Annotated in this window: 45 protein-coding genes and 4 tRNA genes; 4 read left to right on the forward strand and 45 right to left on the reverse strand. The window is 40.1% G+C overall.

The window, feature by feature from the left end; translation table 11 throughout:
• Positions 1-43 precede the first annotated feature (43 nt).
• The 30 genes from M0R80_02430 to M0R80_02575 all read right to left on the reverse strand — a co-directional run bounded on the left by M0R80_02430 (position 44) and on the right by M0R80_02575 (position 16,941).
• Positions 44-214, reverse strand: a complete 171-nt coding sequence (locus M0R80_02430) for a hypothetical protein (GenBank protein MCK9458485.1) — start codon at positions 212-214, stop codon at positions 44-46.
• A gap of 17 nt (positions 215-231) precedes the next feature.
• Entirely contained in the window at positions 232-636 is a 405-nt protein-coding gene (locus tag M0R80_02435) for a hypothetical protein (protein MCK9458486.1), read from the reverse strand.
• Positions 633-815, reverse strand: a complete 183-nt coding sequence (locus tag M0R80_02440) for a hypothetical protein (protein MCK9458487.1) — start codon at positions 813-815, stop codon at positions 633-635. The genes M0R80_02435 and M0R80_02440 overlap by 4 nt, the downstream gene beginning before the upstream one ends.
• A gap of 26 nt (positions 816-841) precedes the next feature.
• Positions 842-2,047: a hypothetical protein gene (locus tag M0R80_02445; GenBank protein MCK9458488.1), complete on the reverse strand. Its 1,206-nt coding sequence runs from the start codon at positions 2,045-2,047 to the stop codon at positions 842-844.
• Positions 2,047-2,304, reverse strand: a complete 258-nt coding sequence (locus tag M0R80_02450; protein MCK9458489.1) for a hypothetical protein — start codon at positions 2,302-2,304, stop codon at positions 2,047-2,049. Before M0R80_02450 ends, M0R80_02445 begins: the two co-directional genes overlap by 1 nt.
• A 340-nt stretch (positions 2,305-2,644) precedes the next feature.
• Positions 2,645-3,433 (reverse strand): hypothetical protein, encoded by a 789-nt coding sequence (locus M0R80_02455; protein ID MCK9458490.1) that lies wholly within the window; start codon positions 3,431-3,433, stop codon positions 2,645-2,647.
• Positions 3,414-4,226 (reverse strand): site-2 protease family protein, encoded by an 813-nt coding sequence (locus M0R80_02460; GenBank protein ID MCK9458491.1) that lies wholly within the window; start codon positions 4,224-4,226, stop codon positions 3,414-3,416. The genes M0R80_02455 and M0R80_02460 overlap by 20 nt, the downstream gene beginning before the upstream one ends.
• Positions 4,223-4,477: a hypothetical protein gene (locus M0R80_02465; GenBank protein ID MCK9458492.1), complete on the reverse strand. Its 255-nt coding sequence runs from the start codon at positions 4,475-4,477 to the stop codon at positions 4,223-4,225. The genes M0R80_02460 and M0R80_02465 overlap by 4 nt, the downstream gene beginning before the upstream one ends.
• Before the next feature lie 64 nt (positions 4,478-4,541).
• A complete protein-coding gene (locus tag M0R80_02470; GenBank protein ID MCK9458493.1) occupies positions 4,542-4,832 on the reverse strand; it encodes a hypothetical protein in 291 nt (96 codons plus the stop codon).
• A 10-nt stretch (positions 4,833-4,842) separates the two neighbouring features.
• Positions 4,843-5,160 carry a hypothetical protein gene (locus tag M0R80_02475; protein MCK9458494.1) on the reverse strand — a complete coding sequence of 106 codons (318 nt, stop codon included), beginning with the start codon at positions 5,158-5,160 and terminating at the stop codon, positions 4,843-4,845.
• Between the two features lie 202 nt (positions 5,161-5,362).
• Entirely contained in the window at positions 5,363-5,686 is a 324-nt protein-coding gene (locus M0R80_02480; GenBank protein MCK9458495.1) for a type II secretion system GspH family protein, read from the reverse strand.
• Positions 5,676-6,203 (reverse strand): hypothetical protein, encoded by a 528-nt coding sequence (locus M0R80_02485; protein ID MCK9458496.1) that lies wholly within the window; start codon positions 6,201-6,203, stop codon positions 5,676-5,678. The genes M0R80_02480 and M0R80_02485 overlap by 11 nt, the downstream gene beginning before the upstream one ends.
• Positions 6,204-6,311: 108 nt before the next feature.
• Positions 6,312-6,806, reverse strand: a complete 495-nt coding sequence (locus M0R80_02490; GenBank protein ID MCK9458497.1) for a hypothetical protein — start codon at positions 6,804-6,806, stop codon at positions 6,312-6,314.
• Between the two features lie 192 nt (positions 6,807-6,998).
• On the reverse strand, positions 6,999-7,907 hold the full coding sequence (locus M0R80_02495) for an efflux RND transporter periplasmic adaptor subunit (GenBank protein ID MCK9458498.1): 909 nt from the start codon (positions 7,905-7,907) through the stop codon (positions 6,999-7,001).
• Entirely contained in the window at positions 7,892-8,683 is a 792-nt protein-coding gene (locus M0R80_02500; protein ID MCK9458499.1) for a DNA adenine methylase, read from the reverse strand. Before M0R80_02500 ends, M0R80_02495 begins: the two co-directional genes overlap by 16 nt.
• 15 nt (positions 8,684-8,698) lie before the next feature.
• On the reverse strand, positions 8,699-9,670 hold the full coding sequence (locus M0R80_02505; protein ID MCK9458500.1) for a hypothetical protein: 972 nt from the start codon (positions 9,668-9,670) through the stop codon (positions 8,699-8,701).
• Positions 9,671-9,809: 139 nt separating this feature from the next.
• Positions 9,810-10,334 (reverse strand): thermonuclease family protein, encoded by a 525-nt coding sequence (locus M0R80_02510; protein MCK9458501.1) that lies wholly within the window; start codon positions 10,332-10,334, stop codon positions 9,810-9,812.
• Positions 10,335-10,527: 193 nt separating this feature from the next.
• A complete protein-coding gene (locus tag M0R80_02515) occupies positions 10,528-10,746 on the reverse strand; it encodes a hypothetical protein (protein ID MCK9458502.1) in 219 nt (72 codons plus the stop codon).
• Positions 10,743-11,378 carry a thermonuclease family protein gene (locus M0R80_02520; GenBank protein ID MCK9458503.1) on the reverse strand — a complete coding sequence of 212 codons (636 nt, stop codon included), beginning with the start codon at positions 11,376-11,378 and terminating at the stop codon, positions 10,743-10,745. Before M0R80_02520 ends, M0R80_02515 begins: the two co-directional genes overlap by 4 nt.
• A complete protein-coding gene (locus M0R80_02525; protein ID MCK9458504.1) occupies positions 11,378-11,725 on the reverse strand; it encodes a hypothetical protein in 348 nt (115 codons plus the stop codon). Before M0R80_02525 ends, M0R80_02520 begins: the two co-directional genes overlap by 1 nt.
• On the reverse strand, positions 11,725-12,099 hold the full coding sequence (locus M0R80_02530; GenBank protein ID MCK9458505.1) for a hypothetical protein: 375 nt from the start codon (positions 12,097-12,099) through the stop codon (positions 11,725-11,727). The genes M0R80_02525 and M0R80_02530 overlap by 1 nt, the downstream gene beginning before the upstream one ends.
• Before the next feature lie 9 nt (positions 12,100-12,108).
• A complete protein-coding gene (locus M0R80_02535; protein MCK9458506.1) occupies positions 12,109-12,468 on the reverse strand; it encodes a hypothetical protein in 360 nt (119 codons plus the stop codon).
• A gap of 15 nt (positions 12,469-12,483) precedes the next feature.
• Positions 12,484-12,780 carry a hypothetical protein gene (locus tag M0R80_02540; protein ID MCK9458507.1) on the reverse strand — a complete coding sequence of 99 codons (297 nt, stop codon included), beginning with the start codon at positions 12,778-12,780 and terminating at the stop codon, positions 12,484-12,486.
• Positions 12,777-13,100 carry a hypothetical protein gene (locus M0R80_02545; GenBank protein MCK9458508.1) on the reverse strand — a complete coding sequence of 108 codons (324 nt, stop codon included), beginning with the start codon at positions 13,098-13,100 and terminating at the stop codon, positions 12,777-12,779. Before M0R80_02545 ends, M0R80_02540 begins: the two co-directional genes overlap by 4 nt.
• Positions 13,087-14,202, reverse strand: a complete 1,116-nt coding sequence (locus M0R80_02550) for a radical SAM protein (protein ID MCK9458509.1) — start codon at positions 14,200-14,202, stop codon at positions 13,087-13,089. The genes M0R80_02545 and M0R80_02550 overlap by 14 nt, the downstream gene beginning before the upstream one ends.
• Before the next feature lie 229 nt (positions 14,203-14,431).
• The gene (locus M0R80_02555; GenBank protein ID MCK9458510.1) at positions 14,432-14,728 is read right to left on the reverse strand and encodes a hypothetical protein; all 297 of its coding nucleotides are present in this window, start codon (positions 14,726-14,728) and stop codon (positions 14,432-14,434) included.
• Between the two features lie 13 nt (positions 14,729-14,741).
• Positions 14,742-15,356, reverse strand: coding sequence for a hypothetical protein (locus M0R80_02560; protein ID MCK9458511.1), 615 nt, complete (start codon positions 15,354-15,356; stop codon positions 14,742-14,744).
• A 20-nt stretch (positions 15,357-15,376) separates the two neighbouring features.
• Positions 15,377-16,006: a class I SAM-dependent methyltransferase gene (locus M0R80_02565; GenBank protein ID MCK9458512.1), complete on the reverse strand. Its 630-nt coding sequence runs from the start codon at positions 16,004-16,006 to the stop codon at positions 15,377-15,379.
• On the reverse strand, positions 16,007-16,654 hold the full coding sequence (locus M0R80_02570; protein ID MCK9458513.1) for a hypothetical protein: 648 nt from the start codon (positions 16,652-16,654) through the stop codon (positions 16,007-16,009).
• Positions 16,651-16,941, reverse strand: a complete 291-nt coding sequence (locus tag M0R80_02575; protein MCK9458514.1) for a hypothetical protein — start codon at positions 16,939-16,941, stop codon at positions 16,651-16,653. The genes M0R80_02570 and M0R80_02575 overlap by 4 nt, the downstream gene beginning before the upstream one ends.
• 62 nt (positions 16,942-17,003) lie before the next feature.
• On the opposite strand from M0R80_02575, the gene M0R80_02580 reads away from it, so the two are divergent.
• The 3 genes from M0R80_02580 to M0R80_02590 all read left to right on the forward strand — a co-directional run bounded on the left by M0R80_02580 (position 17,004) and on the right by M0R80_02590 (position 18,983).
• Positions 17,004-17,570 carry a cysteine peptidase family C39 domain-containing protein gene (locus tag M0R80_02580; GenBank protein ID MCK9458515.1) on the forward strand — a complete coding sequence of 189 codons (567 nt, stop codon included), beginning with the start codon at positions 17,004-17,006 and terminating at the stop codon, positions 17,568-17,570.
• A 4-nt stretch (positions 17,571-17,574) separates the two neighbouring features.
• Positions 17,575-18,318 (forward strand): J domain-containing protein, encoded by a 744-nt coding sequence (locus M0R80_02585; protein MCK9458516.1) that lies wholly within the window; start codon positions 17,575-17,577, stop codon positions 18,316-18,318.
• A gap of 80 nt (positions 18,319-18,398) precedes the next feature.
• Positions 18,399-18,983 (forward strand): hypothetical protein, encoded by a 585-nt coding sequence (locus tag M0R80_02590; GenBank protein ID MCK9458517.1) that lies wholly within the window; start codon positions 18,399-18,401, stop codon positions 18,981-18,983.
• Positions 18,984-19,151: 168 nt separating this feature from the next.
• Here the strand turns inward: M0R80_02590 and M0R80_02595 are convergent, their stop codons facing one another.
• From M0R80_02595 to M0R80_02610, 4 genes are all read right to left on the reverse strand, one after another.
• Entirely contained in the window at positions 19,152-19,463 is a 312-nt protein-coding gene (locus tag M0R80_02595; GenBank protein ID MCK9458518.1) for a hypothetical protein, read from the reverse strand.
• Between the two features lie 189 nt (positions 19,464-19,652).
• Complete coding sequence (gene csrA, locus M0R80_02600) at positions 19,653-19,832, reverse strand: carbon storage regulator CsrA (protein ID MCK9458519.1); 180 nt, start codon at positions 19,830-19,832, stop codon at positions 19,653-19,655.
• Between the two features lie 64 nt (positions 19,833-19,896).
• Positions 19,897-20,217, reverse strand: a complete 321-nt coding sequence (locus tag M0R80_02605) for a hypothetical protein (GenBank protein ID MCK9458520.1) — start codon at positions 20,215-20,217, stop codon at positions 19,897-19,899.
• A complete protein-coding gene (locus M0R80_02610; protein ID MCK9458521.1) occupies positions 20,211-20,657 on the reverse strand; it encodes a hypothetical protein in 447 nt (148 codons plus the stop codon). Before M0R80_02610 ends, M0R80_02605 begins: the two co-directional genes overlap by 7 nt.
• Before the next feature lie 243 nt (positions 20,658-20,900).
• Here M0R80_02610 and M0R80_02615 point away from each other — a divergent pair, with 243 nt between their 5' ends.
• Positions 20,901-21,095, forward strand: coding sequence for a hypothetical protein (locus tag M0R80_02615; protein MCK9458522.1), 195 nt, complete (start codon positions 20,901-20,903; stop codon positions 21,093-21,095).
• Positions 21,096-21,301: 206 nt separating this feature from the next.
• Here the strand turns inward: M0R80_02615 and M0R80_02620 are convergent.
• The 11 genes from M0R80_02620 to M0R80_02670 form a co-directional block, all read right to left on the reverse strand.
• Positions 21,302-21,391 (reverse strand) — tRNA-Ser (locus tag M0R80_02620).
• Entirely contained in the window at positions 21,383-21,781 is a 399-nt protein-coding gene (locus tag M0R80_02625; GenBank protein MCK9458523.1) for a hypothetical protein, read from the reverse strand. The genes M0R80_02620 and M0R80_02625 overlap by 9 nt, the downstream gene beginning before the upstream one ends.
• A 50-nt stretch (positions 21,782-21,831) precedes the next feature.
• Complete coding sequence (locus M0R80_02630) at positions 21,832-22,395, reverse strand: hypothetical protein (protein ID MCK9458524.1); 564 nt, start codon at positions 22,393-22,395, stop codon at positions 21,832-21,834.
• Between the two features lie 2 nt (positions 22,396-22,397).
• A tRNA-Leu gene (locus M0R80_02635) sits at positions 22,398-22,480 on the reverse strand.
• A complete protein-coding gene (locus M0R80_02640) occupies positions 22,481-22,723 on the reverse strand; it encodes an endonuclease (GenBank protein MCK9458525.1) in 243 nt (80 codons plus the stop codon).
• A 535-nt stretch (positions 22,724-23,258) separates the two neighbouring features.
• Positions 23,259-23,344, reverse strand: a tRNA-Ser gene (locus M0R80_02645).
• Positions 23,334-23,651 carry a hypothetical protein gene (locus M0R80_02650; GenBank protein MCK9458526.1) on the reverse strand — a complete coding sequence of 106 codons (318 nt, stop codon included), beginning with the start codon at positions 23,649-23,651 and terminating at the stop codon, positions 23,334-23,336. The genes M0R80_02645 and M0R80_02650 overlap by 11 nt, the downstream gene beginning before the upstream one ends.
• A gap of 12 nt (positions 23,652-23,663) precedes the next feature.
• Positions 23,664-23,746, reverse strand: a tRNA-Ser gene (locus M0R80_02655).
• Positions 23,746-24,012, reverse strand: a complete 267-nt coding sequence (locus M0R80_02660) for a hypothetical protein (GenBank protein ID MCK9458527.1) — start codon at positions 24,010-24,012, stop codon at positions 23,746-23,748. The genes M0R80_02655 and M0R80_02660 overlap by 1 nt, the downstream gene beginning before the upstream one ends.
• Complete coding sequence (locus M0R80_02665) at positions 24,012-24,428, reverse strand: hypothetical protein (protein MCK9458528.1); 417 nt, start codon at positions 24,426-24,428, stop codon at positions 24,012-24,014. The genes M0R80_02660 and M0R80_02665 overlap by 1 nt, the downstream gene beginning before the upstream one ends.
• Before the next feature lie 2 nt (positions 24,429-24,430).
• Positions 24,431-25,855 (reverse strand): sigma-70 family RNA polymerase sigma factor, encoded by a 1,425-nt coding sequence (locus M0R80_02670; GenBank protein MCK9458529.1) that lies wholly within the window; start codon positions 25,853-25,855, stop codon positions 24,431-24,433.
• Between the last annotated feature and the right edge of the window lie 7 nt (positions 25,856-25,862).

Here is a 25,862-nt window from a genome sequence, read left to right on the forward strand (position 1 = left end):
AGAAAAATAGATAAGTTGTCCAACCAATAAAGGAAAATCATGGTCAGCAAAAGAAAAATGAAACCAGCACCAAAGCCGATGCCAGTGCCAACGCCAGCACCAAAACCAGCACCAAAGCCTGCACCAGTGCCAGCACCAAAGCCTGCACCAAAGCCTGCACCAGTGCCAGCACCAGTGCCAGCAAAACCTGCACCAGCACCAGTGACAACGCCAACTAAGGAATAGCCAGACTCAACTTGTTTGAAATTCTGGATAAGGACTTATAATATTTACCGCTTTTGGAGAAATGGTTTCTTCTAAATAAACGAAGCCATTCTCCAAAGCGGTTTTTAAAGAGATCATCCCGAAATTATCCAAAAGCATCTGTACGGCGGCAAAATTTGGCATATGTTCTGGATTAGAACTCTCGACAGAAATCGACATGTGTTTGCACCAACCAAATGGCTGCTGCTCAATAGTGAAAACAACTCGAAAGCCCATTGGAATTTCAATGTCGAAACCAACATTTCCGGGGGCATCCATTGTGCCTTCCAGTATTTTCACTAATGCCTCTAAAGGCATGGGATGTGCTTCCGCAAACTCTATCAGAGTTTTGATTTTGGCTTCTATACTTTCGTCAATGATGAGTGCCGTCATGATGCTCTCCAAACTTTGAGTGTAAATTGCTTTATTTCATCGCCATAACTGACAATTATTTCAATCTTATCAATATCAAGTTTAAATGATTCAACAACAATCTGGTCGCCTTGTTCCAACTCACCAAATTCGGTAAGTGGACCTGATTGCAAAAGTATTATTTCAGCAATCTGTGCCATTTGTGGACTAATAGACAATAGATCAATCATAGCTTTTTCTCTGGATTGTCCCAAACTAATCGTTCTTTGGGAGCATTGATAGATTCGCACAAAAAGGGCGTGGGGTCGGCAATATAATCATGCTTCGGTTGTCCTAGCTTCCAAGACTTAGAGGCAGATTTTGTGCCGTGTTTGTAAAGCTCAATATGCAGCATTGCTCTACTATGACCTGGGATGTCAGGTCGTTCTTTGCCTTCTTTTAGCACCGGAATCACTTCGCCAAGGGGTTGTCCTCTTACAATGATGTCCCCAACCGAAAACGTATATGGCTTAATTTCACCATAACAAACCACTCCTGATCGGCCTTCAACCAAAAGGCAATCAGTGTTATTCCACCAGGGAGATTCATCCTGCTCGCCAGTAAAATGCTCAGTGGCTACCACTCTGCCAGATTCTACCGCATGGGCAATAGTGCAATTTTCTCTTGACCGAATATGATGATGAACCTCTGATACATAAAATCGGGGTGTATACAAATCGACTCCAGTATGATTGGATTGGCGGCGAGGGAATGCAAAAGCCCCAGGATGGTAATTGATGGGAATACCAGGACAATGTTCAATGGGGAATTGCCACTTCATAAGCCATTTTAGTTTTTCCACAATGAGTGAAATATCAGCCATTGCCCCTTTGCCCTCATCCCCACATGCCAACATCTTTTTCTGAGGAGGAATAACTTGGAATTGATCCCCAAATAATTTGACAAGTTTGAATAAATGATCTTCGGTAAATGGACTCTCCCACATACGAGTATTCATAGCGGGAGCAACAATCACTGGTTTCGCCCAATCCCAAGCTCGAAAAACGCTGGTCAAAAGATTGTCGCAAAGACCATTCGCCATTTTGGCCAAAGTATTAGCCGACAAGGGGGCGATTACAAAAACATCAGCCCAGTCACGTAGATTGATGTGAACAACTGGGTCATCTTTCTTCCATACATCGGATATTGCCGCAGCCTGCGACGGTGGCGGCTGTGGAGCAGGTCGGCTCCATTGCCATTCATCGATGTCTCTCCACAATCTGCAATTTAACAGATCGAACCCAGTAATATCTTCTTTGTCGATAAAATGCATTGCCGATTCAGTGGAAACAATTTCGACATTGCCAATTTCCGAAAGTTGTTGGCACATTTTCTTTACCAAAACTGTAGCAACCGAACCAGTGATCCCTAAGAGAATGTTTGGTTTATTCATTATTCATCTCCTCTGCCTGGAAGGCCATATCCACCACCTAAATCAAAAGGAATTTCTGGATAATCTTCTATGGGAGTTGGCATTGGTAGCTTACTCCATTTTTTTAGTTCCGCAGTTAGAAGCTTGATGGTTTCAACATCGTCATCACAGATTTTTTTGTATTCTTTGCACAACCGTGACCAAAAAATAGTTTGCAGAAAATTGCCGATCACGGCAGCAACGAACAATATTGCAAACAAAATAGCAAGAAATGTCATTTTTGTATCCCCACAATTTCAAATGTTGCTAGTAAACAACAAAAATGGGCGAATTGATCGAAGCCAATGATATTGAAAAAAAGCCTACAAGGACCATGCTTTCTCCATGCCCAGGATGTCAGACGACTTGAAGAAAAATCCAGTAAAAAATGCAATAGAAAAGTTATGCAAAAATAGAATGCAATCGATGCGGACCAAAAGAAACTGGCCCAAAATGTCATGCCCACACTATAAATGAAACAATGAACTCCCAAAGGGATGTATAAATGGTGTTTGTTCGTCGCCATCCAATTGGATTGTGCTAGGAAATCAAACAAATAATGGCACCACATCATACTAATTAATAACCACATTTTTCCGCCTTGAGTAACGCCAATGACTCGGCAACAACTACACTGGGCAAATAATGCAAAGACCCAGAATGATATTCAGAGGTAATGAAACTCTTGTCACTTTTATTCCAGCGGACAAGTCGCAACGTGTGATCGTTGTTTTTGATGTCACGCAAATCATTGGCCACCACCAAATCACAACCATTGGTTTCAATGCTTCTACAAGCGGCTTGAAACAACTCATTACTGGTGCTGTTGACCAACAGTTTGAATCCTACCAGTTTACAGCCTGGATGCCATCGCTTGATTTTACTAATCAGTTTCTCGGCAGGAGCAAGCTGAATGGATAAAGCATCGCTTGACCGTACTTTGCCTTCTGTGGGATTGGATACCAAGTAATCACTAACAGCCGCTGCCAGAACCACAATGTCGGGCTTTTGGTCCCTGATAATCATTTCCAATTTCAGGGAATATTCATCATAGTTGCGATAATACACTTGATGGCAGCGATGACGAACTTTTTGACACCAAAAATAAAAGTCCCAAAACCTATTGATTGATCTTTGATCGTCAGGATGCATATGAAACTGTTCTGCATCCGAGGTAAAATCCACATCTATTTTGAATGGACGACAACCATCCTGGGAGCCTAAATACCACACTTCGATATCGTGATCGGTTCTATCGAGAAATGCCCGACAAATTTTTGCCCCAAAAGTCCCTTTGGACATATTGGTAATATCCCGTACAGCATCAATGGGAACCTTGGTTCCACCACTAGTGACAAGTATTTTCATCGCAAGCCCTTTCCAGGTTTACATGCAACTCTGCCAATCTGAACAATAACTTGTTCATTTCATCTGCCAAATCTTCTCGCCGCCACTTTTCTATCAAATCTTTACCACGCTGTGCCAATGCCTTTTCTCTTTCTAATTCTTTCTCTAGCTCATTGATTTTCAATTGAGAATATTCAGCACCACCGCCAGCTATAGCGATGAAAGGCACAATTACAGCCATCATATACCAACCAACATAAACAGCAAATAAACTAAAGAGAGCAGAAGTCACACAACTGCCAATAAAAGAAATTTTCGTGGCTTTTTCCAGCGGTAGCCAACGAGCTAAGCTCGATCTTATGACTCTACCACCATCAAGCGGAAACACAGGAACGAAAAGATTAAAAGCGGCCCACATCAAATTGAGCTTTCCTAAACCAAAATCAGAATCATCAAAATATAGTAAAATTAGACCCAGCACCAACGAAATAAAAGGCCCAGTAATGGCAATTAACAATTCTTGATTTGGGTTTTTGCCCCAATCGCCGTCGATATAAGCGGCGGCACCAAATGGATACCACACAATTTTGGTGGTGCGGAAGCCAAAATGCTGTGCCACTAGGGAGTGTCCGAGTTCGTGAGCGGTAATACAAATGAACACAAGGAGCAACATACACAAGACGGCAAATGATTCAAGAAAACTCCCGCAAAAAAGAGGAATAAGCAGCATTGGCCCGAAAAAGCACCACCAAAAAATGCTGGTTTTAATTGGGATGTTACATAATTTTGCCAAATATAGATTTTTCAATTTCATGTTTTGAAAGTTCCTTTAGGCACATCAGAAGCTTTGCGATGATCCCTGTGTACCCGATGGTGTTCTACTAAATCACTATCTTCGCAAGAAGTTCCCACTCCGGTTACAAGCCAACCATCCTCCCAATCCCCGGCCCCATCCCTGATTTTCAGAATCATGCCTTTGATAGCAAATTTTGAGGGAATCCAAGCAATTTGATGCCGGGAGGAAGTTTCATCTATTTTCTTTTCTAACGAACATTGATTATACATTGTTTTATGATAAAAAAACACCCTCCACGAAGCATGGCAACGTGGAGGGTTGGTGAGCCAAATACTAAGCTGCCAAGAGTTTCAGTTGCCGTTTCTTGGGAGTAATGTGGGATTGAGCATAGTTTTCAGCCTGTGCTGTCAAACCGGAACGCCAATCCATTACTTTGATGCCGTTTCGTTGCAAACATGAGGAAATACACCTTGTGTCATTTGGTGTAACCCTTTTCAAAGGCTTGTCGAATACAAGCGAAGCAATGAATCGGTGTGCAAATCCCCCGAATCGACCTAGTTGACAAACCTTCCAAATTTGGAGCTTGTCGAGACGATTCTTGCGTCTGGCTTTCTTTTTCTCCACAGGAGTCTCCTTAGAGTAGGGTTGCGATTACTGCACGTAATTTTTGAATTTCCCGTCGTGCCAATTCCAACTCCACAGATTCAGAAATGGTCGATTCGGGCTTGGAAATCTTGCGACATGAACGCTTGACCTTCCTTTTGGATTTCTTGACACCAGGAACTAGACCCTGTTCCGTCATGCGGCTTTTAGTGTCATAGAAATTAGCGGCATTGATTTCAACACCACTTTTCGCCAATGCAGCCACTGCTTGCTTGGCGTTAAAATCCGGGTGTTTTGTAAGAACAGCCCGAATCGCCTCAGCCTTAGTAGGCTCGTTCTTCTTTGGCATATATGCCCTTTCAAAAAAGAGTTACATCTTCACACAGTTGTCGTTCAAAAAGTTTACCAGCCATTCTTCAACAGCGATTTGTCTTGCGGTCGAATAAACATGTCCTTCTGTCACAAGAACTTGTGTCCTTTGAAGAATTAATTGTCGATCTTCAAAACTTTCTTGCCCCTCATCCGTCAAAGCCTCTACATGTGAGAGGAAATCATTTCTCAACAGCCTTTCTATTCGTTGAGCTATTTGTCGCATCTTCGCACTCCTTTTGGCGGTAGATTTCTACGTCATCGGGTCCATTGTAAATGATTGTATACTTCATTCCGTGAATAGTTATGGGAATTGCTTCCCCACTCTTCGGACTATCTATAACAGATCGAGACACAGGAGCAACAGGCATATGTGTAATGGATGGCTCTTTTGATTTTCCATTGATGACAGCAAAAATGACCGGCACCAACAACGCAAGCAAAATGCCAGCAATAGTAATTACTACCAACAATTCAACTAACGTAAATGCTTTTCTACTCTTCATTGGTAAACTCGTAGGTTCGGTTCCATACTGAGCCTTTGACGATCCAAACGTCATCGGGGTTATCTCGGTTACGCACAATGTAATCGCCACTGTGCCCTGTTTGACGGAATGAGCCATCAGCTTGGCGGTCGCCCCACAATGCCTTGATGTAGAATTCGCCCGTCTCATTCAACTCAATATAACAGGCGTCTCGAATAGCCTCAGGCTTGGGCTCAAAGGTCGTCCACCCCTCTTCGTCAACATGGGTCGGAACATAAGACTTGTGGAGAGTGGCATTATCTTGCTGCCACACATCATTACAGGGTCCAAGGCAGACCATAGAATTAGCCTTGAGCATCTGAGTGCCTTCCAGAGTATCCAAGAGAAACTTGGTGATTACCCTGGGATCAGTGAGCAATGCCCTCATGGGCTTTGCCTGCAACGATTTGGTTTTCTTAGCCGTTTTGAAAGACAGACTGGATGGGTCTATTGTTTCACCCACATCTGCCGAATAGGCAGCAGCTTCAAGCTCAAGCATGATTTTTCTCCGTAAAAGGCTTCTTTAACCACCCCCATTATACTTCAGAAAACGGGGTTGTAAACTACCCATAGCGGAAAAATTGCCGTATGAAAGGGGGGTGTGATCCTATGGAAACGGAATGACTTCATGCCGATCATGCCTATACCAGTATTGCCCCAAAGCTTCTTCAAAACCTCCACAGACTCGCCATTTTTCATTAGCCCACGTTAATGATACGCTATCAACTGGCGGTTTTTTTCTGGCCTTGTCGGCAAATGGCAAAAGATACTTGGGCAGTTTTTTATTTCTTCTGGCAAGTACGTCGTTTACATAACCAGGAAGCCTGCCTTCAAAGTCACGCACAAAATCAGTTTCTCCTGGTCTTGGTTCATATACGCTGTATATTCCAATGATTTTGTTATATCGCTTTACCAAATATATTTTCGCCCCATCTTTGGGATCGATTCCCTCCACAGAAATAGTGAAGCCATACTTTTGTTCCAAGTATTTAGAAAAATTTTCTGCACCGGGCAATTCTATTTTATTGGTCTTTGGACCAATCGCACCAGATGCTTTCCATATTTTTTTAAATCTGTTGTCGTTTGCTTTGCTTGTGTTCATTGAGCTTCCTACATACGTTGATAAGCGTATTTAAAGAGGCAGAGCGGTGATACCCTCCGCAGTATTTACACTTGTAAACTGTCTGATTTTTGCAAATAGCCGCTTCTTCAGTGGTGTATCTTTTTTTGCGGCCACAAGCCCGAAGACGACGATTATTTTGTTTGGCTATTTCTGCAAAATGAGCATATTTATTCATAAATCTACCATTACATCTACTCGTTGGCCGGGAAGTAAATTACAATTTTTTAAAGAGAGCCAAAATTCTCTGGTCTTTGTATCTGTTTTTTCAGAGGGCATATCAGAAAATAATACCTTTCTTCCTAAAAAAGGTGCTGCCTGAGTTACAATTGCTTTTATTGGTTGGAAATTATCAAATGTAATTTTAGCAGATTGTCCTACTTTTATTAAAGAGGCATCAAGTTCATCAACATAAGCCCTGACTCGTAATTCTGAAATATCTGCCATTATAATTAATGGCATTTGAGAGGTGGCAATTTCTCCAATTCTGGCATCTATTTTTAGAATTTTGCCATCTATTGGTGCTTCTATTTTTGTGTGGTCTAATTTTATTTGTGCCAATTGTATTTGGGATTTTGATATTTCTATTTGTGACTTGGCAACATCAATCTCTGCCCTCAAAGAATCGTAGGAACATTTTAATATGTCCATACCCTCTTCAGACAATACTTTCTTCTTGTTTAATATAATCCCTCTTTCCAAATTCAACTTTGCCAACTTTAGTTGTGCCTCTTTAGCCTGTAACAATCCTTTGTTTGCTAATTCCTGAACTATAGCCAACTCTTTCTCGAAAAAATATTGTCTGGCATCTATTTCTAGTAAAACATCTCCTTTTTTTACTAATTGATTTTCCCGAACAGGAATGCTTTTTATCTGCCCGGAGATTAGGACACACAAATATGTGTTCTCCGTTTTTCCTTCGATTCTGCCTGAAGCAAAAACACATTGTTTTTGTGGTAGCGGCGGTCTCACAATAGCAGGGCTGCTATTGTGATCTATTAAAAATGCTATACCTAATATGACGCCAATACATAAAACAAAAAAAGCAATTATTTTACCACGCATGGTCAATAATTCATCCAAAGATTTTCAGTTACTACTGTTTTTTTACGAGTAGCAGCACCCTTTAGTTCCGCACCCCTGCCAATTGACAATTTTTTGTAGCCTTTTAGCTCTTTGGCATAAAGGTCCGTTTCATAACCACTAAGAGCCCATCTGAAAGACACACTCTTTAACATCAATAATAACACAGAATGATCGATTTGTCCATAATACTCATCCGATGTTTCGTGATAGGGCGGATCAAGATAAACAAAATCTTTGGGACCATAGGTAGTCCAGGGAAGATTTTGCCAATGAAGAGAGGTAATTTTCACGCCCTGAGCAGACAGCAATTCCTTTGCCATTGCAGCACGGGGAATATATTTGTCTCTAGTAAAAGGTGGATGTGACCCCATTTTGCCTTCTGGAGCTTCATACCCCAAATTAGCACCAGCCGACCAACCTTTTCCACCCCATGTAATTTCAGGCTCCAAAACAACACCAAGAGGGTTTTCTTTCTCTGCTTGTTTTTGCCAATGCTGAAAACTTTTTTTAGACGTAATAGATTTAGGGAGTTTTTCCAAGTCAGCGGCTAAAAGAGAGTTGAAAAAGTTTCCCCGCAAGTCATTGATATGCCATTCTTGGAAATCTAATTCCTGCTTGGCTTTGAAAAACACATTACCCCGCCCAGCAAAAGGCTCTACATAAATTCTTCCTTCTTTAGGGAAATGGGCAAGCAACCAATTGCGTAATCGACTTTTGCCCCCTACTGTGCGAAATGACGGTGTTTTCATTCCCATCCATTGTTTAAAATCCATATTTTATATAGTAAATTATCGCAATTTACTGGATCGGAAACTCTCCTTTGCTATATCATGGTTATAGATTATTGTTATTTGGGGGTTTTGTGGCGTATATCGGGAATGATACTGACACCAAGCCCCATGATAGGCATTGGGAATAAACCCCCACCCAGAGGATGATGAGTAAATAGCAATTGGATGTGTGAATACTACCTGATAACCGCCACCATTACGAGTGTATACTTTTTCATTTGGAAACATTTCGTGAACGGCAGCATAACAATATGACCAGAACTCATTGTGAGATTGGCAGCAATATACTGTGCAATCACAAGAATGAGATCGATGTTTCTGAACGTAGTTTTTCCACCACTCTGCCCAAACGTCTCTTTGCTGAACCACCGCCTTTATAGGCTTTGGCTTGATAGGCTGAAGTTTTGGCAACTCCACACGGGGAGTTTCCTTGGCTCGCTGTTTTATTTCGCCATCAATTTTTTTGTGCCATTTTTCAATATCCTTGACAGCAATCTCGGCAGCCTCTTGCTGGCTCAACGATCTGGCAATGCCTTCTTCGGGCAAAGTAGGTGCGTCGATAAACTTCTTTACCTCATCCTCTCTCGCCTTGCGATGTGCTTCAAAAACATCTTGATTTACCACATGTCGCAAATATTCTGCCTCTTTCTTGGCCTTCTTAATACAAACATCTACTTGATGTAACTCGCTGGCCAAGTATCTGGCTACTTCGTCTTTGCCAAGGTCTTCAATGGATTTAAAACCTTTGGCTTCAAAAGTACGTATGAGTGTTTCTCGATCAATTTCCAATTTTTTAATCAATTGGACCACATCCTCCAACTTTTGATTGGAAGATTTTTCCACCGGAGCAACACATTTGGTTGCAGGGGGCGGATCATGCGTCGTCTGCATTTTCTGGCAAGGAAGTCTCCAATCCTGGTCGCAACCCACCGCAAATACACAAAGCACAATCAAGCAAAAACGTTTCATGGTTTTCTCCAAAAAAATATCCGCAACTCTGGGGTAGAGCAGCGGAACCTATTTCACCCAATATTCAATGTAATACATTCCGCCCAATTGTCAATAGTTGCTCGGAAAACACTTCCGCAACATATTGACACAAAAGGACTTACTTCCAAACCCCCCTGTGGTTTTTCTGAGCTTCTTTTTGAGCAGCGGCAAAATCTTTTCGATTTACCGTGGTTTTTGCCAATCCTGCTCGCAATTGTTCTATGCAGCAATTGTTACCGTTTTCAGCATAGACAATACCAGCATACCTTCCCCAGCTTTCAAGGACTTCGACTCGCACATCATCATTGGGAGAAACAATTTTAGAAAGATTTTCTTGAGCCTGTTTGCCAACTGTAGGAGGTATTTCGAGACCATAGAGATACAAATCACTTTCTCTACGGCCAAACAATCCAGCCCTCACAGTTAGATGATTGCCTCCCTCTACACTCACAACTGCTTCTGTGCCAATAAGTGTTTCTTCTTTGTGTCTGCTAAAAATGCGATTAGAACAAGCGGCCCACCCCAAGATGAAGCAGAAAATGTATGGAAAGGATTTTCTGGCATAAGGATAAACGAATTTTACAAATGACCAGCACCAGCCAGCGATTGTAAGAACTAGATTGACAATAGATACCCAACCCATAATTCACCTCATAAAAAAAAAGCCATCCCAAGGAATGGCTTTGTATTTTCAAAAAATAAGGGCCAGTGTTTAATTCCCTTGTTCGACACAGTGCTTTTCCCTCCTGGCCCTTGCCCATTGCTAAATAGCAAATCTGGGCTCTTTATTAGTTCGGGATTGCATACCATGTCAGGTTATACACTATATATGCGGCTCAGCCCCCTTTCGCTTGCCAATAAAAAGCAATCAGCGTACAAACACCAGTTGCAACAGCTATAACAGGCAACAGAAGGACAGCACAACCCGATAATACTGTTAGGGTTACAATAAAATCCTTGTCCTGCTTTTGTTTTTGTTTAAAATACCACCAAAGATAGGTAGTAACCAAACAAATAACCAATGATACGATTCCTACGCCTTGGAGCATCGTCATTTAGCACCCCCTTCTTCTGTTTCCTTAGTTTTCTTTTTTGCCCAAATACCTCTGTGTGCTTTTTGGGCTTCTTTTTGGGCTGCTAAGAGTGCGTTATTATCTTTCTCCACAGAGACTTTGGCCAATCCAGCTTTCAATTGTTCCAAACAACAATTCTCGCCACTCTTAGAATATGGCAATCCTGAAATATCTCCAAATTTATCCTCTACCCACCCTTCAGCACCTTCTTTAATTTCCACACGAATTTCATCATCAGCAGAAATTAATTGTTCCAAATTAACTTTTGCTTCTTTTTCCACCTCTGCCGGTATGGATATTCCCCAAAGCGTACAATTTTTGGTTCGCCGTGAACGATCACGTATTCCAGCTTTTAACTTGATAACATTACCACTATCTACAGTGACAACAACCTCAGTTTTTGTCACTGTTTTTCCAAAAAACTTATCAATAGTGTTCCTGATTTTATGGCAACCCCACATCCCAAAAAGCAAACTGGCCAGGGAGATTAGAATTGGTGCCAACACCAACAGGGATATAAATTGTTTTTGAGCCCTTCTTCGCTTATAATCCCAAACTGCCCAACCAACTAGAAAGGCAATAAACAAAAGAACTAAAACGTCATAAATACTCATTACCAGCCTCCTTCCGACCTTATTTGTGATTTCAAAATCACTGTTTCTGGGCTACAGCGATCTGTTAAATTTCGACCATACAAACTGAACAACAAAGCGGCGGCGTCTTCGCCAAAATCACGAAAATCATTGAACATAATGGTGTAAAATTCAGTTTCAAAAGTGTTTTTAGCATCCAATAACTTGGTGTTCTTTTGAATTTCTTTCACCATTTCGTCTCTGCCATCCCACTCAAACAGCGATTTTACAGCCTCATCTGGCAGATATTCCTTATCGGATAATATCTGCCAGATGATCGTAAAACTTGCTGAGCTTGAATTAGACACAAAGCCTGTTCTAATTTTCATTAATAATCTTCTTCCTGATAGTATGTATCCTTTTGTTTGCGAACTTTACTGATATACTCCCCGATTAGCTCGCCAGCAAAATATGTGATATCTTCAGCGAATTCAAGCTTTTCAGATGCATCAAATGCTGCCTGTAAAGCTTTTGCTTTAAACATATCAGCTATCCACTCATCGCCACCCTCGCCAGAAATGTAATTGAGTACAATGGCATCTTGTCCCAATACTTTTCTTTTTTTCAAGCCACTATAGCCTGACATTGCCTTGGCTTTTAATTCGCCAAGTTTTTCAAGTGCCGCTGCGTGGCTAGTTGGGGTAGTAATAACCAAAAAACTTGTCGTACTGCTGTTGGACACAAATCCTGTTCTAAATTTCATGATATTCTCCTAATCGTGATAGGCTTCTTGATGAGTTTCACATTCAACTTTCTTGCCGCACATTTTTTCCACAAGGGCTTCTACACGATCTTTGAATTGTCTACCTGTTTCATTATCGTCCACGTCGCTCCAAGACTTTCCAATATAACAAGGCCAGTCACTATCAGGATGGTGATATTCTAGTCCTAATTCTTGAGTTTTCTTTTCCAAAATTTCATAAAGCTCATCACCATAATCATCTTCGTCGTAATTTTCTTCCTGATCCTTGTTCAGAAACATAGCCTCCAAAACATCGCAATCTATGGCTGCACCATAAATACAAAAACTGCTGGTTGAACTGTTAGACACAAATCCCATTCGTAATTTCATTTTAATTATCCTTGTTTAACCATTATACCAAGCGTCTATATGAGTTGCACATGCAACTTTTTTACCGCATAAGTTTTCTATAAGGGCTTCGACACGGGCTTTAAATTGATTTCCTGTTTCATCGCCACCAATATCTGCCCAACATAATCCGACATAATAATTATCATATGGTCGATAACATTCAAGCCCAGCTTCTTCCGCTGCTGCGTAGACATCATCATCCTCGGGCAAATCTTTTTTGTCTACCCTGGCACCATAAATGCAAAAACTGCTCGTAGAGCTATTGGATACAAACCCCATTCGTAATTTCATTTTTGTTTCTCCACTTTCATTTTTGTTTCCACCCCATCTCCTATCGAAGTATGGGTGATGGTTAAATATTTTGGATGATAGTAAATTTTGTTTACAACCCCTAATTTTAAATTAATGGGAATATTGTAATAACAACGTAGTTTGGTAATGCGGCCATCATCAAAATAAAAAAACACTGCTGTGACTGAGTTATCCTCAGGCACACACTGTATTTTTTCTAATTTGCCTTCGCACATCGAGTCTTCGGTTATTGATGGCGAAACGCTACCCGATTTGCAACCAACTAATAGCACAAGAGCCAAAAGACTAAATCTCCACATTTTGACTATCCTTACATGCTGTTACATTAAATACCGGACATGATCTGCATTGTTTAACAAATTTACAATTACAACCACAAGAGGATGTTGTAATTGTTGCTCGCCATTGAATGGCCTTTTTGGCAAACCACACATCTTTGAGAAAGTCTTGACAATTTAATACATCAAGACCTTCTTCCCATCCTTTTTCGCCTTCGCAGAAAGAGCAAGCAAAATATTTCCCTTCACAATTGATATATGAGGAAAAGAGCCCCGATTCACACGGCTCAGCCAGGATAAGCATTTGTTCTTCATCAGCTTGTCCTTCTACAGTTTTGAAAAACAAAGGGGCGGAACAGGAATCGAACCCCGCACCAACACCCTTGTCTTTGGAGTAAGCAATTAACTTTTTGTATTTTTTGACTGTTGAAATAGGATGAAATGCGTCAGTATTATGACCCTTGGGCTTATATTGCAGATAAACTATGGCATTGACTTTTTTAAGCCGAGGATCAGAAGCAACATCATCAATAATATTAAATGCTTTTTCCCATGTTTCTTCTGACAACATGAAGTGAATGTTTACTGCATTAAGTGTGTTTCCAGGTTTGCCAATTTCATCAGTGAATAATTTTATAGCATCATAGCTTTTTTCTTTATTCACAATGCTAACAGCTAAGGCTCCACAAAGTCTACCGGCAAGCTCAGCAACCACAGGCGTTACATCTTGTCCTGATGTGGTAAAATTGGGAATTATTCCTTTGCTTCTAGCATACATTGCCATTTTAAAGAAGTCAGGATTGCTATGCATATCGCATAACCCAAAAGCAATTTGCGTGAGGACTTTCGGCATTTTGTCCAAAATAATTTTGAACTGCTCGAAAGTCATATTGACTTCTTCTTCATTGGGGCCGTTTCGCTTATAACAGAATTTGCAGCCGCTTTTGCACTTGCCAGAAGAAATCTCCAAATCTAAAATTTCTGGACCATAGGGCGAAAAAGCAGGATCATCATCTAAGTTAGTGCCCCATCTTACAAACAATCCATTTTCTTTATGGAAGGTATAGTTATACCCTGAAGAACGCACCATTTTCATCTTAACCGTGTCTTTAATCTGCATCATGCTTCCTACAGAACTGATCTAATTGCCAAAACAAAACAACAAATCGTCCCAGCCGCAGATGAGAATGTCAAAAACCAAAGAAGGATGATGACTGCCCATTCTTTTGCGGTAATATATCCTTTATCGCTTGCCATAAAAGATAAGCAAGAAACGACGAAAAGACAATAGGTAAAAAATCCCATTGCCACCATACACACCAAATAATACAAGAGCCAAAGAAACCACATTGTCAATAAGTGGGGTTAATATCCATTACTTGTCTCAAATCCGCATTGGATACGCATACGTTGTGCCCTAGTTTCAAATCGGGAGCAGAAAGCCTAACCGTTGATTTGTTGTTTTCTAAATCTTCTCCCAACACTGTTACTAACAACCATCCTGCCTGGATAGGGCTATCCTTCACAGCCACAACGTCCCAATAGGGCACATTTATGCTAAAGGATGTGCCATCCATTAGTTTGCCCATTACAACTCGCATGCTGCTGGTTTCTTTGATGATTTGACACGCCAAATATTTTTCACTCATTATTTTCTACCTTTCATGCCGATAGTTTACCACATTTACTTTTTAAATAAAAGACCAATTTTTTCTTCAAATGCGTGTGCTGCGAATAAACTCTCCAGATTAACAAATCGAGTTTTGCCGGGGGTTTGTCAACCAGTTTGCACAATCTGAGGAAACTTGCCTCTATTTCCTTGTACTTTTTTTTACTTCCTGGTGTAGCATTGGGCACATTCATTCCCAAATCCTGTAAAAATTTTAAGATATGCACATCCAAACCAGCACAATCAGCATCTTTCCTGCTGTGCATAATAAAGCATCGAGAAGTTTTTCTTCCCAATCCCCAAACACTCTCTAAATCATCTACGGTACAAGTACGGAGATTGAGATTGCTACGAGCCAATAAATACAAAGTCTTGGCTTTTTGATTAAAACAACCAATGCCACATTTTTTTAACTTGTTGGCAATTCTTTTTTGCCCAAGTTTTCGCAATACCTCGAAAGGATTGCCAAGAGTGCCCGTCCAGAATTTTTCGAGAGCAACAGAAATTGTAGAGGCTTTTTTGCCCGCTACACATATCCAAAAAACAAGATGTTCCTCTAATTGTTTGTTGGATAAATTGTATTTTGTAATATCATTAGGATCAACCATGTAGGGATTTTATCATAAATTTAAAATTTACGCAAGTAAATTGCTTCTTCATTGCTCATTGGAACGTTTGTGTATATGGGCAATGTTCTAAAAGTCTCTTCATTTATAAAATCTGTTACTGTTGGTCCTTTTTTCATTACAACACTACAAAGAAAACTTCCTAAGTAATGAATTTCAAGTCTTAAAGTATTAACTAATAATTCATATCCATTCAATCTAGATAATTCTGCAAAGAAAGCAGGTCTGTAATAATAACACTCTTTGTGTCCATCGAAATACGGCTGGCCAGGAAGTTCATGCAGAAATAACCCTCCTGGCTTCACTAAATCATGTGCATTTTTAAAAAGATGATATTGATTAGACACATGCTCTCCAAACCCAATATCAGTCAATACGTCAAAATTTAATTTTAAATACGAGTGCGAGTCTGGAATTGGCTGAGACATATCTAACGGTAATGCACCTCCCTTTCCATTGATATCAATAGAAGTATGATCTATACCAGCTAGTTCAAAAAAGCTCTTTATCCAATGATAGGATAATTCATGTCCTACATAAATTTCTTGATCTCCAAGTTCAATCATTTTTAAACCTGGATACAACACCAAGTTGCGATTAAAAAACTCTAATACACCAGCAGTAATTCCCATTTATATCTCCATAATTTCTGAAACTTCTGGATATACTTGTCCTAATTCAAAATCTAAATATTTTGTAAATACATAAGCTATTTTTTCTCTCTTTTTACCATACTGATCCCATCCTATGACGTTTTTATTTCTTAACTCAGCCTCCTTTATACCGGGCAAAGGAGCTTTAAGACGAAATCTTAAATTCAAATAAGGCTCTTTGTGATGTTTGGCTATTTCTCCCTTCCAAGGTGAATCACCAGTTGCAACTAAAGGTTCGGTTGTTACTAAATCTTTGCCAGCCCCTTCTATAAATTGTTGCCAAACTCTTTTGGCATCTGCGTTTATTTCTCTGGCAACTCGATTGGGAATTAAACCATTGGGGGATCGATGCATTAGCAACAAATAAAGCAATGGTCCATAACCATGCTGACTAGCTATTCCTGTGCTTTCATTGGCATTATGGATACTATTTTTGCGGAAAGAAGCCGCTCCCACAATAGTCTTCATCATTTCTTGCCAATCGCCTTTTTCTAAAGCAATTTTCATAGCATCGGCGTTGTAGAGTCCCACTAAACGGGCATCATTAAATAGTGCCACATTAGAAAGGCCCTGCATAGCCATTTCCAAATATTGTTCTTCTCGGTATTCTTGAAATGTTTTAATCATTTTCCACAACTAAAAGCTAAAATAAATCCAGCCAAACAAGCCGCTGGGAGTATCAACCCCCACAGCCAACGTAAACTGCCTCTATATGCACCAATAAGGCTCAATATCCACGCTATGATCCAAGCTGGTATCCATAATAAAATGCAATCAACAGCTAAATACGCTGTCCAGTCCGCATATGGACTATCCAATAGCATGGCAGAAAACAATGCTGGCAATATATCAAGCCCAATAGCCAAAACAGCTATTACACCTACAGCTTCACAGGCTTTTTTTGATTTTTCCATAACTCTATATATCTTTGATGAATCGACTTATCTTTATTATAATTATACTGAATCAGATATTAATGGCAACTCTTGTTCATTGCAAAAGATATCCTGTGCCGGAAAGTTTTATGATACAAAACTTCCCCACCATTACACAACCAGATGATATTTCTTGTGGACCCACAAGTTGTGTAATGGTTGCTGAATATTATGGCAAAAAACTAACGGTTGTAGAAGCAAAAAAACTCGGGAAAACTATCTGGGGAACATATAAAGGAAAAGAAATAGGCATGACATCTCCAGATTATGTTCCTGTTATTTTGCAAAAAGTGGGTTTATCTATCACGTTAGAAAAAGGTAATCTAAATAAATTGCAGCATTATGTCTCCCTCAATAAGCCAATTATGGTGCTTGTGCGTACTGGGGATAAATTTTGGCATTATGTAGTAGTTATTGGCTATAATCAAGATAAAATCTTTATTTCTGACCCTGGTTTTGGCGAAATTTACAGCATATCGAATAAAGATTTCTTGTCCGCATGGAGTTTTTCTGGTACTTTGCGTGGCGAAAAAATACCAACAAATTTGTATGGAATGATAGTAGAATGGGCAGATGTTAAAGGAAATTTAATGTTTGTCCCTAAATAATAATATGAATTTCAAACAATGGCTAGAATCAGTAGGAATTATAGGCTCTGTACCCGAAGCTTTAAGCACTTTGGGGCTAAAACCAGGGGCATCTAAAGAAGAAATTGCAAAAGCATTTAGAGCAATGTCTATGCGACACCATTCTGATGTAGGCGGCTCTGATACTATACAAAAACGACTTAATGCTGCATTTGACCTGTTAAAGAGTCGTGATTTTCAGACGGCTGGCGGTAGAGGACCAGAGTGGAATCCACCTGAACCTCCTAGATGGGATGGAAGCAATGGGCCGGGAGCACGTTGGGCTGCTTATCAACAAAGAAGAAATAATGATTTGCCACCTTGGCAAACAGACGAAAGATCATCTAATAACTCAGTTGGCGGCAGTCGCAAAAACATTAATTATTGCTTGAAGGAAATATATGAAAAAGCAATGGAAAATGGCGGCAATGTTAAAAAATATACTTTTGACGCTTTTGATGGAAGATTTTTCAGAGGAATATTCACTGCTTATTGCAACCCACAAACATTAGGCTTTGCTGGCGAAGTAATGGATGATTGGAATAGTAAGGGAGCTAATTCATACGAAACTTATGCGGTACTAGCATCAAGAGACAATTCTGCACTTCTTGTTCGGTTACGAGGAAAAGATGTGTCAAATATGCATATGGGCTGGGAATTTTCCAATGAAGATAGAAATAGTGAGCATTGGAGAAGAGAATTTAAAAAAGAATTAGATGAAATTCAATAGTTCATACTACATTAAATTTACATTCCGGTGAAATATTCAATTTCACCACTTATCACACCTTTTTATAAATCGGAGGTTCTATGTCTCAGAGTATGGGCATTGGTGCTCTTGGCGGCGGCGACGTAACATTCGCCAGAAAGTTTCGTTGGATACTTTCAAGTAAAGAAATTCCTTTAGAGATTATAACACAAACCGTTCATGTAGATTTTATTAATAAGTTTTTAAAACTTGATATAATGATGGTTTATTGCGAAAACAAGGATGTAATGGTCGATGAATGGCTAGGAAAAATAATTGACAAAACGATTAGAGAAAAACTTTGTCTCACCACATATGACGGATGTGGCAATGCTTTAGATCAATATACATTTGATATTGACGACGTGAAAGAACAAGCAATGGATTTCGATTACGCCAGCAACGATGTTCTTAATATGAATGTAGTCTTGTCATTTAGACAATATGGGCGTCAGTTTTGCCTTAGGAAAAAACTTGGCGACAAACTTGAAGCAACGAAATGCTCGACAACACTGCCGCCACCGGGCGAGCTTAAAAGACTTAAAGATTTAAATGGGACTTTTGAAGAAACAACAGTCCATCACTTAAATGGCTCAGTCGTATTGCCAGGAAGGTTTATAAACAAAAATGAACTATCAAGACAATAATTTGGGGAATAGCAAACCCCAGAGTTGCAAAACCCAGATTGCGTAGTGATTTTTTCCAATACTTGTCCCAGGAAGAACCATCAGCCCGTTTGAAAATTAAGCCTGTGCCGAATATTAGCACAACTATAAATACATATAGGGCTGCTACCACCCAATAATTTGGAAGACTCATAAGGACTCAACGGTAATGGTGATGCGATAAGATTTATTACGTCCCACTTTTAATTTCTTCATGATGTCATCGGGGTAAAGACGGGCAAGAGTTGCCTTGGCCATTCTAATGGAGGTTTTGTGATATTCCTCTAGCCCGTCTTCTACCTCTTCATTCTCGCAAGTTTGCACTGCACGTAAAAAATCTACATCCATAGCATGTGATTTTTTACCAACGATAGCCTTTCGTTGGTCCACGGGAACATCATCCCAACAGAAACATTCTGAATCGCCACTTTGACGACCTATAAATGATATACTACGGCTCATCCCGTTCGCTCCCTTCCGCATTTTGCACAACGAAAAGGCCCTGTGTAAAGAAACCCTTCAAGTCTTGTGAGATTTGGTGGAGGAACTGGTTTCATTCCTTTTGGGAATGGAATCCTCTCACGAAGAACATCTTCATAATAGTCGCAATCACAAATGACTGGACGATTTGCAGAACGATCTTCAGGCATATTATTCCTGCGGAGCGGGCTCTCTATGGATAGCGTCGAACACTTCACGGCGATGGACGGGCACCTCCTTGGGGGCCTCGACACCCAATCGTACCTTGTCACCTCTAATCTCCACTACAGTGATTGTAATATCGTCGTTGATTACAATCGATTCGTTTTTCTTGCGGCTAAGTACCAGCATGATACACTCCTTTGTTGAAGAAAGTAACTAAACTAAGTATAGCAACTTGAAGGTCAACTGTCAATTACACTTTAAAGGATAGCTCGCTGCCTGGACTCGCTTCATCGATCTCTATAACCCTATAATTACATATGCCCGAGACCAAATAGCCTATTACAGCTTGTTGTCGGCTATCAAGTTGTCTTTTCAAATCAGCAATGTCATCCAACATTTGGTCAGGACAGTCTCCAAAATCAGCAAACTCTTCCGCCATTTGAACCACTAAATCAATGCATTTCTTATATGGTTTTGGACCTTTTTTACAAGGTGTTTTGATTGCTGTTTTTTTCTTTGGTGTTTTTTTCACTGATGTTTTTTTATTCATAATTTTCCTTATTTTTAACATGCATATTCTCCTGTGAAAAAATCTGCCTCCCTTCCAAAGAGAGCCATCATTTTTTCATTCACTTCTTTAAGCTCATCTAATCGATTCACAGCAGCCCTTTTGCCGCCTCGTCCTTTTAGATTATTACCTATATAGACACCATCACCCAAATCCGTTTCAGAATACAACACCCAACCAAGCTCATTGAGTTTTTCTTCTCTTTCTTCATAGTCGGGGGCTTTGTGTCCACGTACTGTGCGATACGACTTTACGCCACACTCAGGACAGAATTTCATATTGCCCCGATTAAATTCATGTTTGCAATTGGGCACCTGTGTGTCGGGTTCTGGTTTGAAATCGGGAAACAAAACTTTGGTTAACTCATCCCAAGTAGTTTGCACCCCAAAAATAGAAAAAGAACTGCTACTGCTGTTAGACACAAATCCCAAACGAACTTTCATGGTTTTCTCCTAATGGTCAGATAATTCGTGCCAAGGCACCCAATTGTCGGGTACTTCTACTGGTTCTCTAAACTGATAATTGTGTTGCTCACCATCTTCCTGAGCAGATTCCTTTGTGTCGAAAGGCCCTCTGGGAATCCAATTATGGTCACATCTAAAATACCAGTAAACCCATTTCATAGAGCCTCTTATACCATAAAGTTTATGATTGTGCAAGGTATATAGAAATAGGAGGACAAAACAATGTTAGCATTACTTTGTGTTATTGTGGGGGCTTTTCTTTTAGGCAAAGCATTTGCCAAGAAGAATAATCAAGAAAAGGGTATTGTCGTTATTTTGGGCGGAACTCTTTTACTAATCTACTTTTTCCCTGGGATTGCACTATTGATTCTGGGATTAGTATTATTGTCGTTCTTTGGGGTGAGTTTTGGATTTTAAAGTTACAATAATAGCTCCTAAATTCCAATCATTTTCCACCGCATAAGAAAAATTATGTCGATCTAGCACATCTTTGACTAATTGCTGCATTATTGGGCTGTTGCCCGTTATTATCCGAGCAGGCAGATTTTTGAGAAAAACAAAATTCTCAACCAATCTGTCTACTTGATGATGCCTAACACTATGTAGGTCTAATTCATCCATAGCGGAGACTAAAGGAATCGAACCTTCACCGGGGTTTAAGCCGGGCTTGTTTTCGAAACAAGTGCGACAAAGCCAATATTCGCCTAATCTCCATTTTTTGTCAATTCGTTCCAAGAACCAATTCTTTTCCAATGAACACTGCCTTTGGAAAGTTTATTGAAAAACGCCTGTGTTATACAAACCTCACAATTTTGTATAAACATCTCTCCTTCTTCTGCTTTTAAAGGATCGTTCCATCTATTTCCATCAAACAGAGCTATTAGAACAAAAGTCTCACTGGCCACCTGTGCCAGTATCCAATAGCCATGTTCATTATGAAATATATCACCACTTTTATACATCATTGGTGGTAATCTACAGAGCGTTGGTTTGCCCAAGGGAATTTCAGCACAGGGATTTTGCACTTTGGATCGAACCTTTGGTTCCAATGGAATTTCACTGTAATAGTCCCAATTACGATTCTGTCCATATTGTTCTTCCAACCACTTATTATAGCATTCTTCGTCTTCAATGTATGGATTGGAATACATGCTTATTTTTTCACAAATGAGAAACCAGCAAGGTCTTCATTTTGGCTTTCTCTGTCTTGGTCGAAACCATGAAAAAGATGATCCAATATTGCTTTGCTGTCTACCAATCCACAATGCTTGTAATGTACCACTTTCTCTCCACCATGTCGCACCACAACAATTATTGCTTTGATTCTAATGAGCCAATCTACCACATGCTTATAAAGCAATGCATCCATTCCCTTATCTGTCATTTCTTCTATTGTTAGTAATTCGTATTCCTTATAATAACCACGAGGGGTTATGATAAAACCACAACGATCAGGACGGAGGTTGGCTGCTAATTTCTTGTTTCGTAGCCATGTGCATTTATAATCTCTGCACAACTGGGGACGGGTTTCATAACAATCACAACCCCCACCCTCTCTTATGTATGCACACATTGCTTTTGCAGGTTTGTCCCCTTGTTCAAAAAGAAAACAACAGGCATAACAATCACCACAACTATGTGGACGATCTCGAAATAATTGCTGCTTTTTATTCCGCTCAGCAGCTTTCTTTTTCTTTTTTTCTAGCTTTTTATTCATAGTGCCCAGGACAGGAGTCGAACCTGCACGGGATTGCTCCCGCCAGCCCCTCAAGCTGGTGCGGCTGCCATTTCGCCACCTGGGCTTACAAATGTTGCTTATCTATCCAACCCCTGCTTTTTCTTCCTTTGCCACGATTTCTTCCAGCGAAGGTAGGCAATTGCATATCGCAGTTACCACAAACCAACCTTACATTTTCTAATCTATGGTCTTCGGGATCGCCGTTGATGTGATCCAAAATAAGCGGGATAGGTTTTCCCATCCATTCGCTATTATTGCAGATTTCACATTGCCTTCCTCTAGTTTCAGCTAAATACTTTTTCGCCATGCTCGGATTATATCCGTAACCACAATTGGTTGGCAACAAAGCATTACTACTCTCGATCAATTCCTTCTTTTTCTTCCATTTCGATTCATTATTGCAGGCGTAGGAACAGTATTTTTTGTTCGTGGTTAAAGAGCCACAATTTAAACACTTGCAAAGTACCGGGCTTTGGGTGTTCCTCGCCACTCCTTTGTTGTTGAAGCTTGCCGAACAGCCACTACTACAGAAGTCATTCCTTCTTTTCTCATACGCTATTGTGAGTCCACAATTTTTACATAATTTAGGCTTCAGCAAGTACCGATCAAGGCATCTTTTGTGCTTTTCTCGCTGATAATGTCTGTTTTTTAATCCGCCTAATCTTCCACATTCGCTTTTATTCATTGCTACCTCTGTTTCTTGAAAATAATTATAAGATTATATAGTAATCCTACATTCATTTTTCGAGAAACAAATTTGGCAAGAGCTACTTATTGGAATTACACCAATGCCTTCGCATTACGAGTGCGATATACTGCTGACTATACGAAAGTAGCATAAGCGGAAGGTGTGGGAGTCGAACCCACAAGGCTTTTTACACTCGTCCGCTTTCCAAGCGGGTGCCGTCGCCAATCGGCTAGACCTTCCTTTTAAACAACTCTGGATTTTCTGCTACAATGCGTTTTGTTTCTTCGTGACGCAACCGCCAATCCTCTTCTTCCTGGGCCATATCACGAATCAACTGCCCAGTAGCCAGAAATTTGTCCACACAATCATCACAGATGCCGAAAATAAATCGTTCTAAATCATGTCTCGACCCATAGCCAGCCATGAAACCATCCACGTTAGCATCATCCCAGCAACTGCTTTGCGGCGTGCCATCCGACGTTTCGGGGTAGGGTTGCAATTGCTTGCAACAGCCTATACAGAGGATTTTAACATCTTTTGCCTTCATTACAATCTCCAGCGGAAGCGACAGGATTCGAACCTGCAACCCGTCTTAGGGGCAACGGTTTTCAAGACCGCCCGCTAACCATTCGCCTCGCTTCCTAATGAGCCTCAAATCCCTTCTTCTCAATATCCTGTTTAATTTGTTCTATTACCTTAGTTCTGTTCACATAAGATTGGATCACGTATTGTCTGCCACTTGATGTAGTCAATTCGTTTGTTTCCTCATCAAAAACTTTAGGTGTAGAAACAAACACCGATTTTCCATCTTCAAAATTAGGATGCCCATAGACTTGCCCAGATAGCCTCCAAACATCCATCCCACAACCTAATTCCATTTCGTATTTTGCATTTTCTAATATAACCATTAAAAATTTCCTTCTGTCATGGCTTTGACAAATGCTTTTGCCATCACCATCCCGCCAGTTGTGGGAACAAATCTCGCAATTGGTGAATAAAAATCAGGATTGTTGGAAAAATGTGGATCAATACTACCTTGTGCCAATAAATCCGCCACTGTTCCCTCAGCATAGACCAAGATTTTTACACCCTCAAAGTTTGTGCAATCAGGATATTTAATCCTGACAATCAAAAATTCTCCAATTTGTTCCGAATATAAAATCTCAAAATTCTTTGGATTAGGATTCGGAAATTTCTTTTTTGCCTTCCTCCTCCCCTGTGTTTGCACCTGACAAGTCTCTGGTGATTGCTGCTGGTTACAATTGCAATATACAACCGTTGGCTTATCGTATGAAGAAGAACTGCCACCAAAACCAAGTCCCATGATTAGCATGCCTCCTTTTGTAATTTAGCATCCCTGCGAGCTTTCTTTAATCTATTCGAACAACTTACAGAGCAGGTTTCGTGAGTTGCTTTGCGTTTGGTGTACACTTTTTTACACACCAAACAACGAGCCGTTTTTTTTGCCACTGAAGCTTTGAAACATTCTTGGCTGCAAAATCTTGATTGGGCTTTTGTTCTTGCATGAAACTTTTGACGACAAAATTCACAACAGTAAATTGGCCACGATTGTTTTCGACATTCTTCACTGCAATACTTGGCACCATTTGATTGTTTGGAAAGAATCTTAAATATATTGCCACAAATTTTGCATTTCTTTTTTGTCAAAAGTCCTTTTGCCGATGCCTCTACATTCTCTTTCTTTAACTGTTGGATTTTATAATAATCAGTGTTCCAACACTTTTTACTGCAATACATTTGTGTGGCATAATTTACGCCAAATTCTTTTTTGCAACAAATGCAAATTCTTTTGTTTTTTCCACGTTTTCTGTGTTTTTCTGCCCACCAAGCATTACAACATTTTTTTGAGCAAAATAATGAAATATAGGATTTTGGCTTAAATATATTCCCACAATTCTTGCAGGGACGTGGATTCAGCAGTTCTGGGAACTTTCGCCTCACCAAGCTTTTGCATTTTACACTACAATATATCTTTCTAGAGGTTGGTACATCAAACACGTTTCCACAAATACATATCCTGCGTTGCTCTAGCCACCGCAACACTTTTTTCAAACGTATGCGAATTGCTTCTTTGGTTAGTCCTAATTCATCGCCTATCTCTTTAAGGGTCATTCTGCGACCCTTCAAACCGTAATATCGAAAAAGGACATCTCTGTATTTTTTAGGTATTTGTTTACGACGCACTAAAGACAACACTTCGTCAACCTGTTTTGCAACTTCGCTTTGTTGTCCTCTGTTAATATTATCAATTGGCTCTAAGGTTTTGTCTTCTTCAATACAACAACTAAAAGACCCAACAGTTTTTACTTTATTTATTTGTTGAAGAAGGGCTTCGTCTTTTGAAGATATTTCTTCTTTATCTTGAGATAGCCGAAATGCTCTTTTGTTTGCCCATTGCGGGATATAAATAATTTTTTTCTGAGCACGGGCATCATTTATAGCATGTTCAACCGCTGTGCTGACATAAGTTGACAGCTTTGCTGTGATTCCATCCCAATGATCTACAGCACGACATATGGCTATGCTGGCTTCTGTTAAAAACTCATCATCTATTTCTTTGCCCTTACAGGCGTCTCTTACTTTGCTAAACGCTAGACGCAAACAAGATTCGATGAGCTTGTGTCTTGCTTCTTGGTTGCCTGCCTTTGCTTTTGGAAGCAATTCCAAACACTCTTGATGACTTAGTATTTTGACATGTTTTAAATCATTTAAATAAGCATCAATATCCACAATAAAC

The sequence above is a fragment of the Pseudomonadota bacterium genome (assembly GCA_023229365.1).
In the GTDB taxonomy this organism is placed as follows: Bacteria; Myxococcota_A; Polyangia; order JAAYKL01; family JAAYKL01; genus JALNZK01.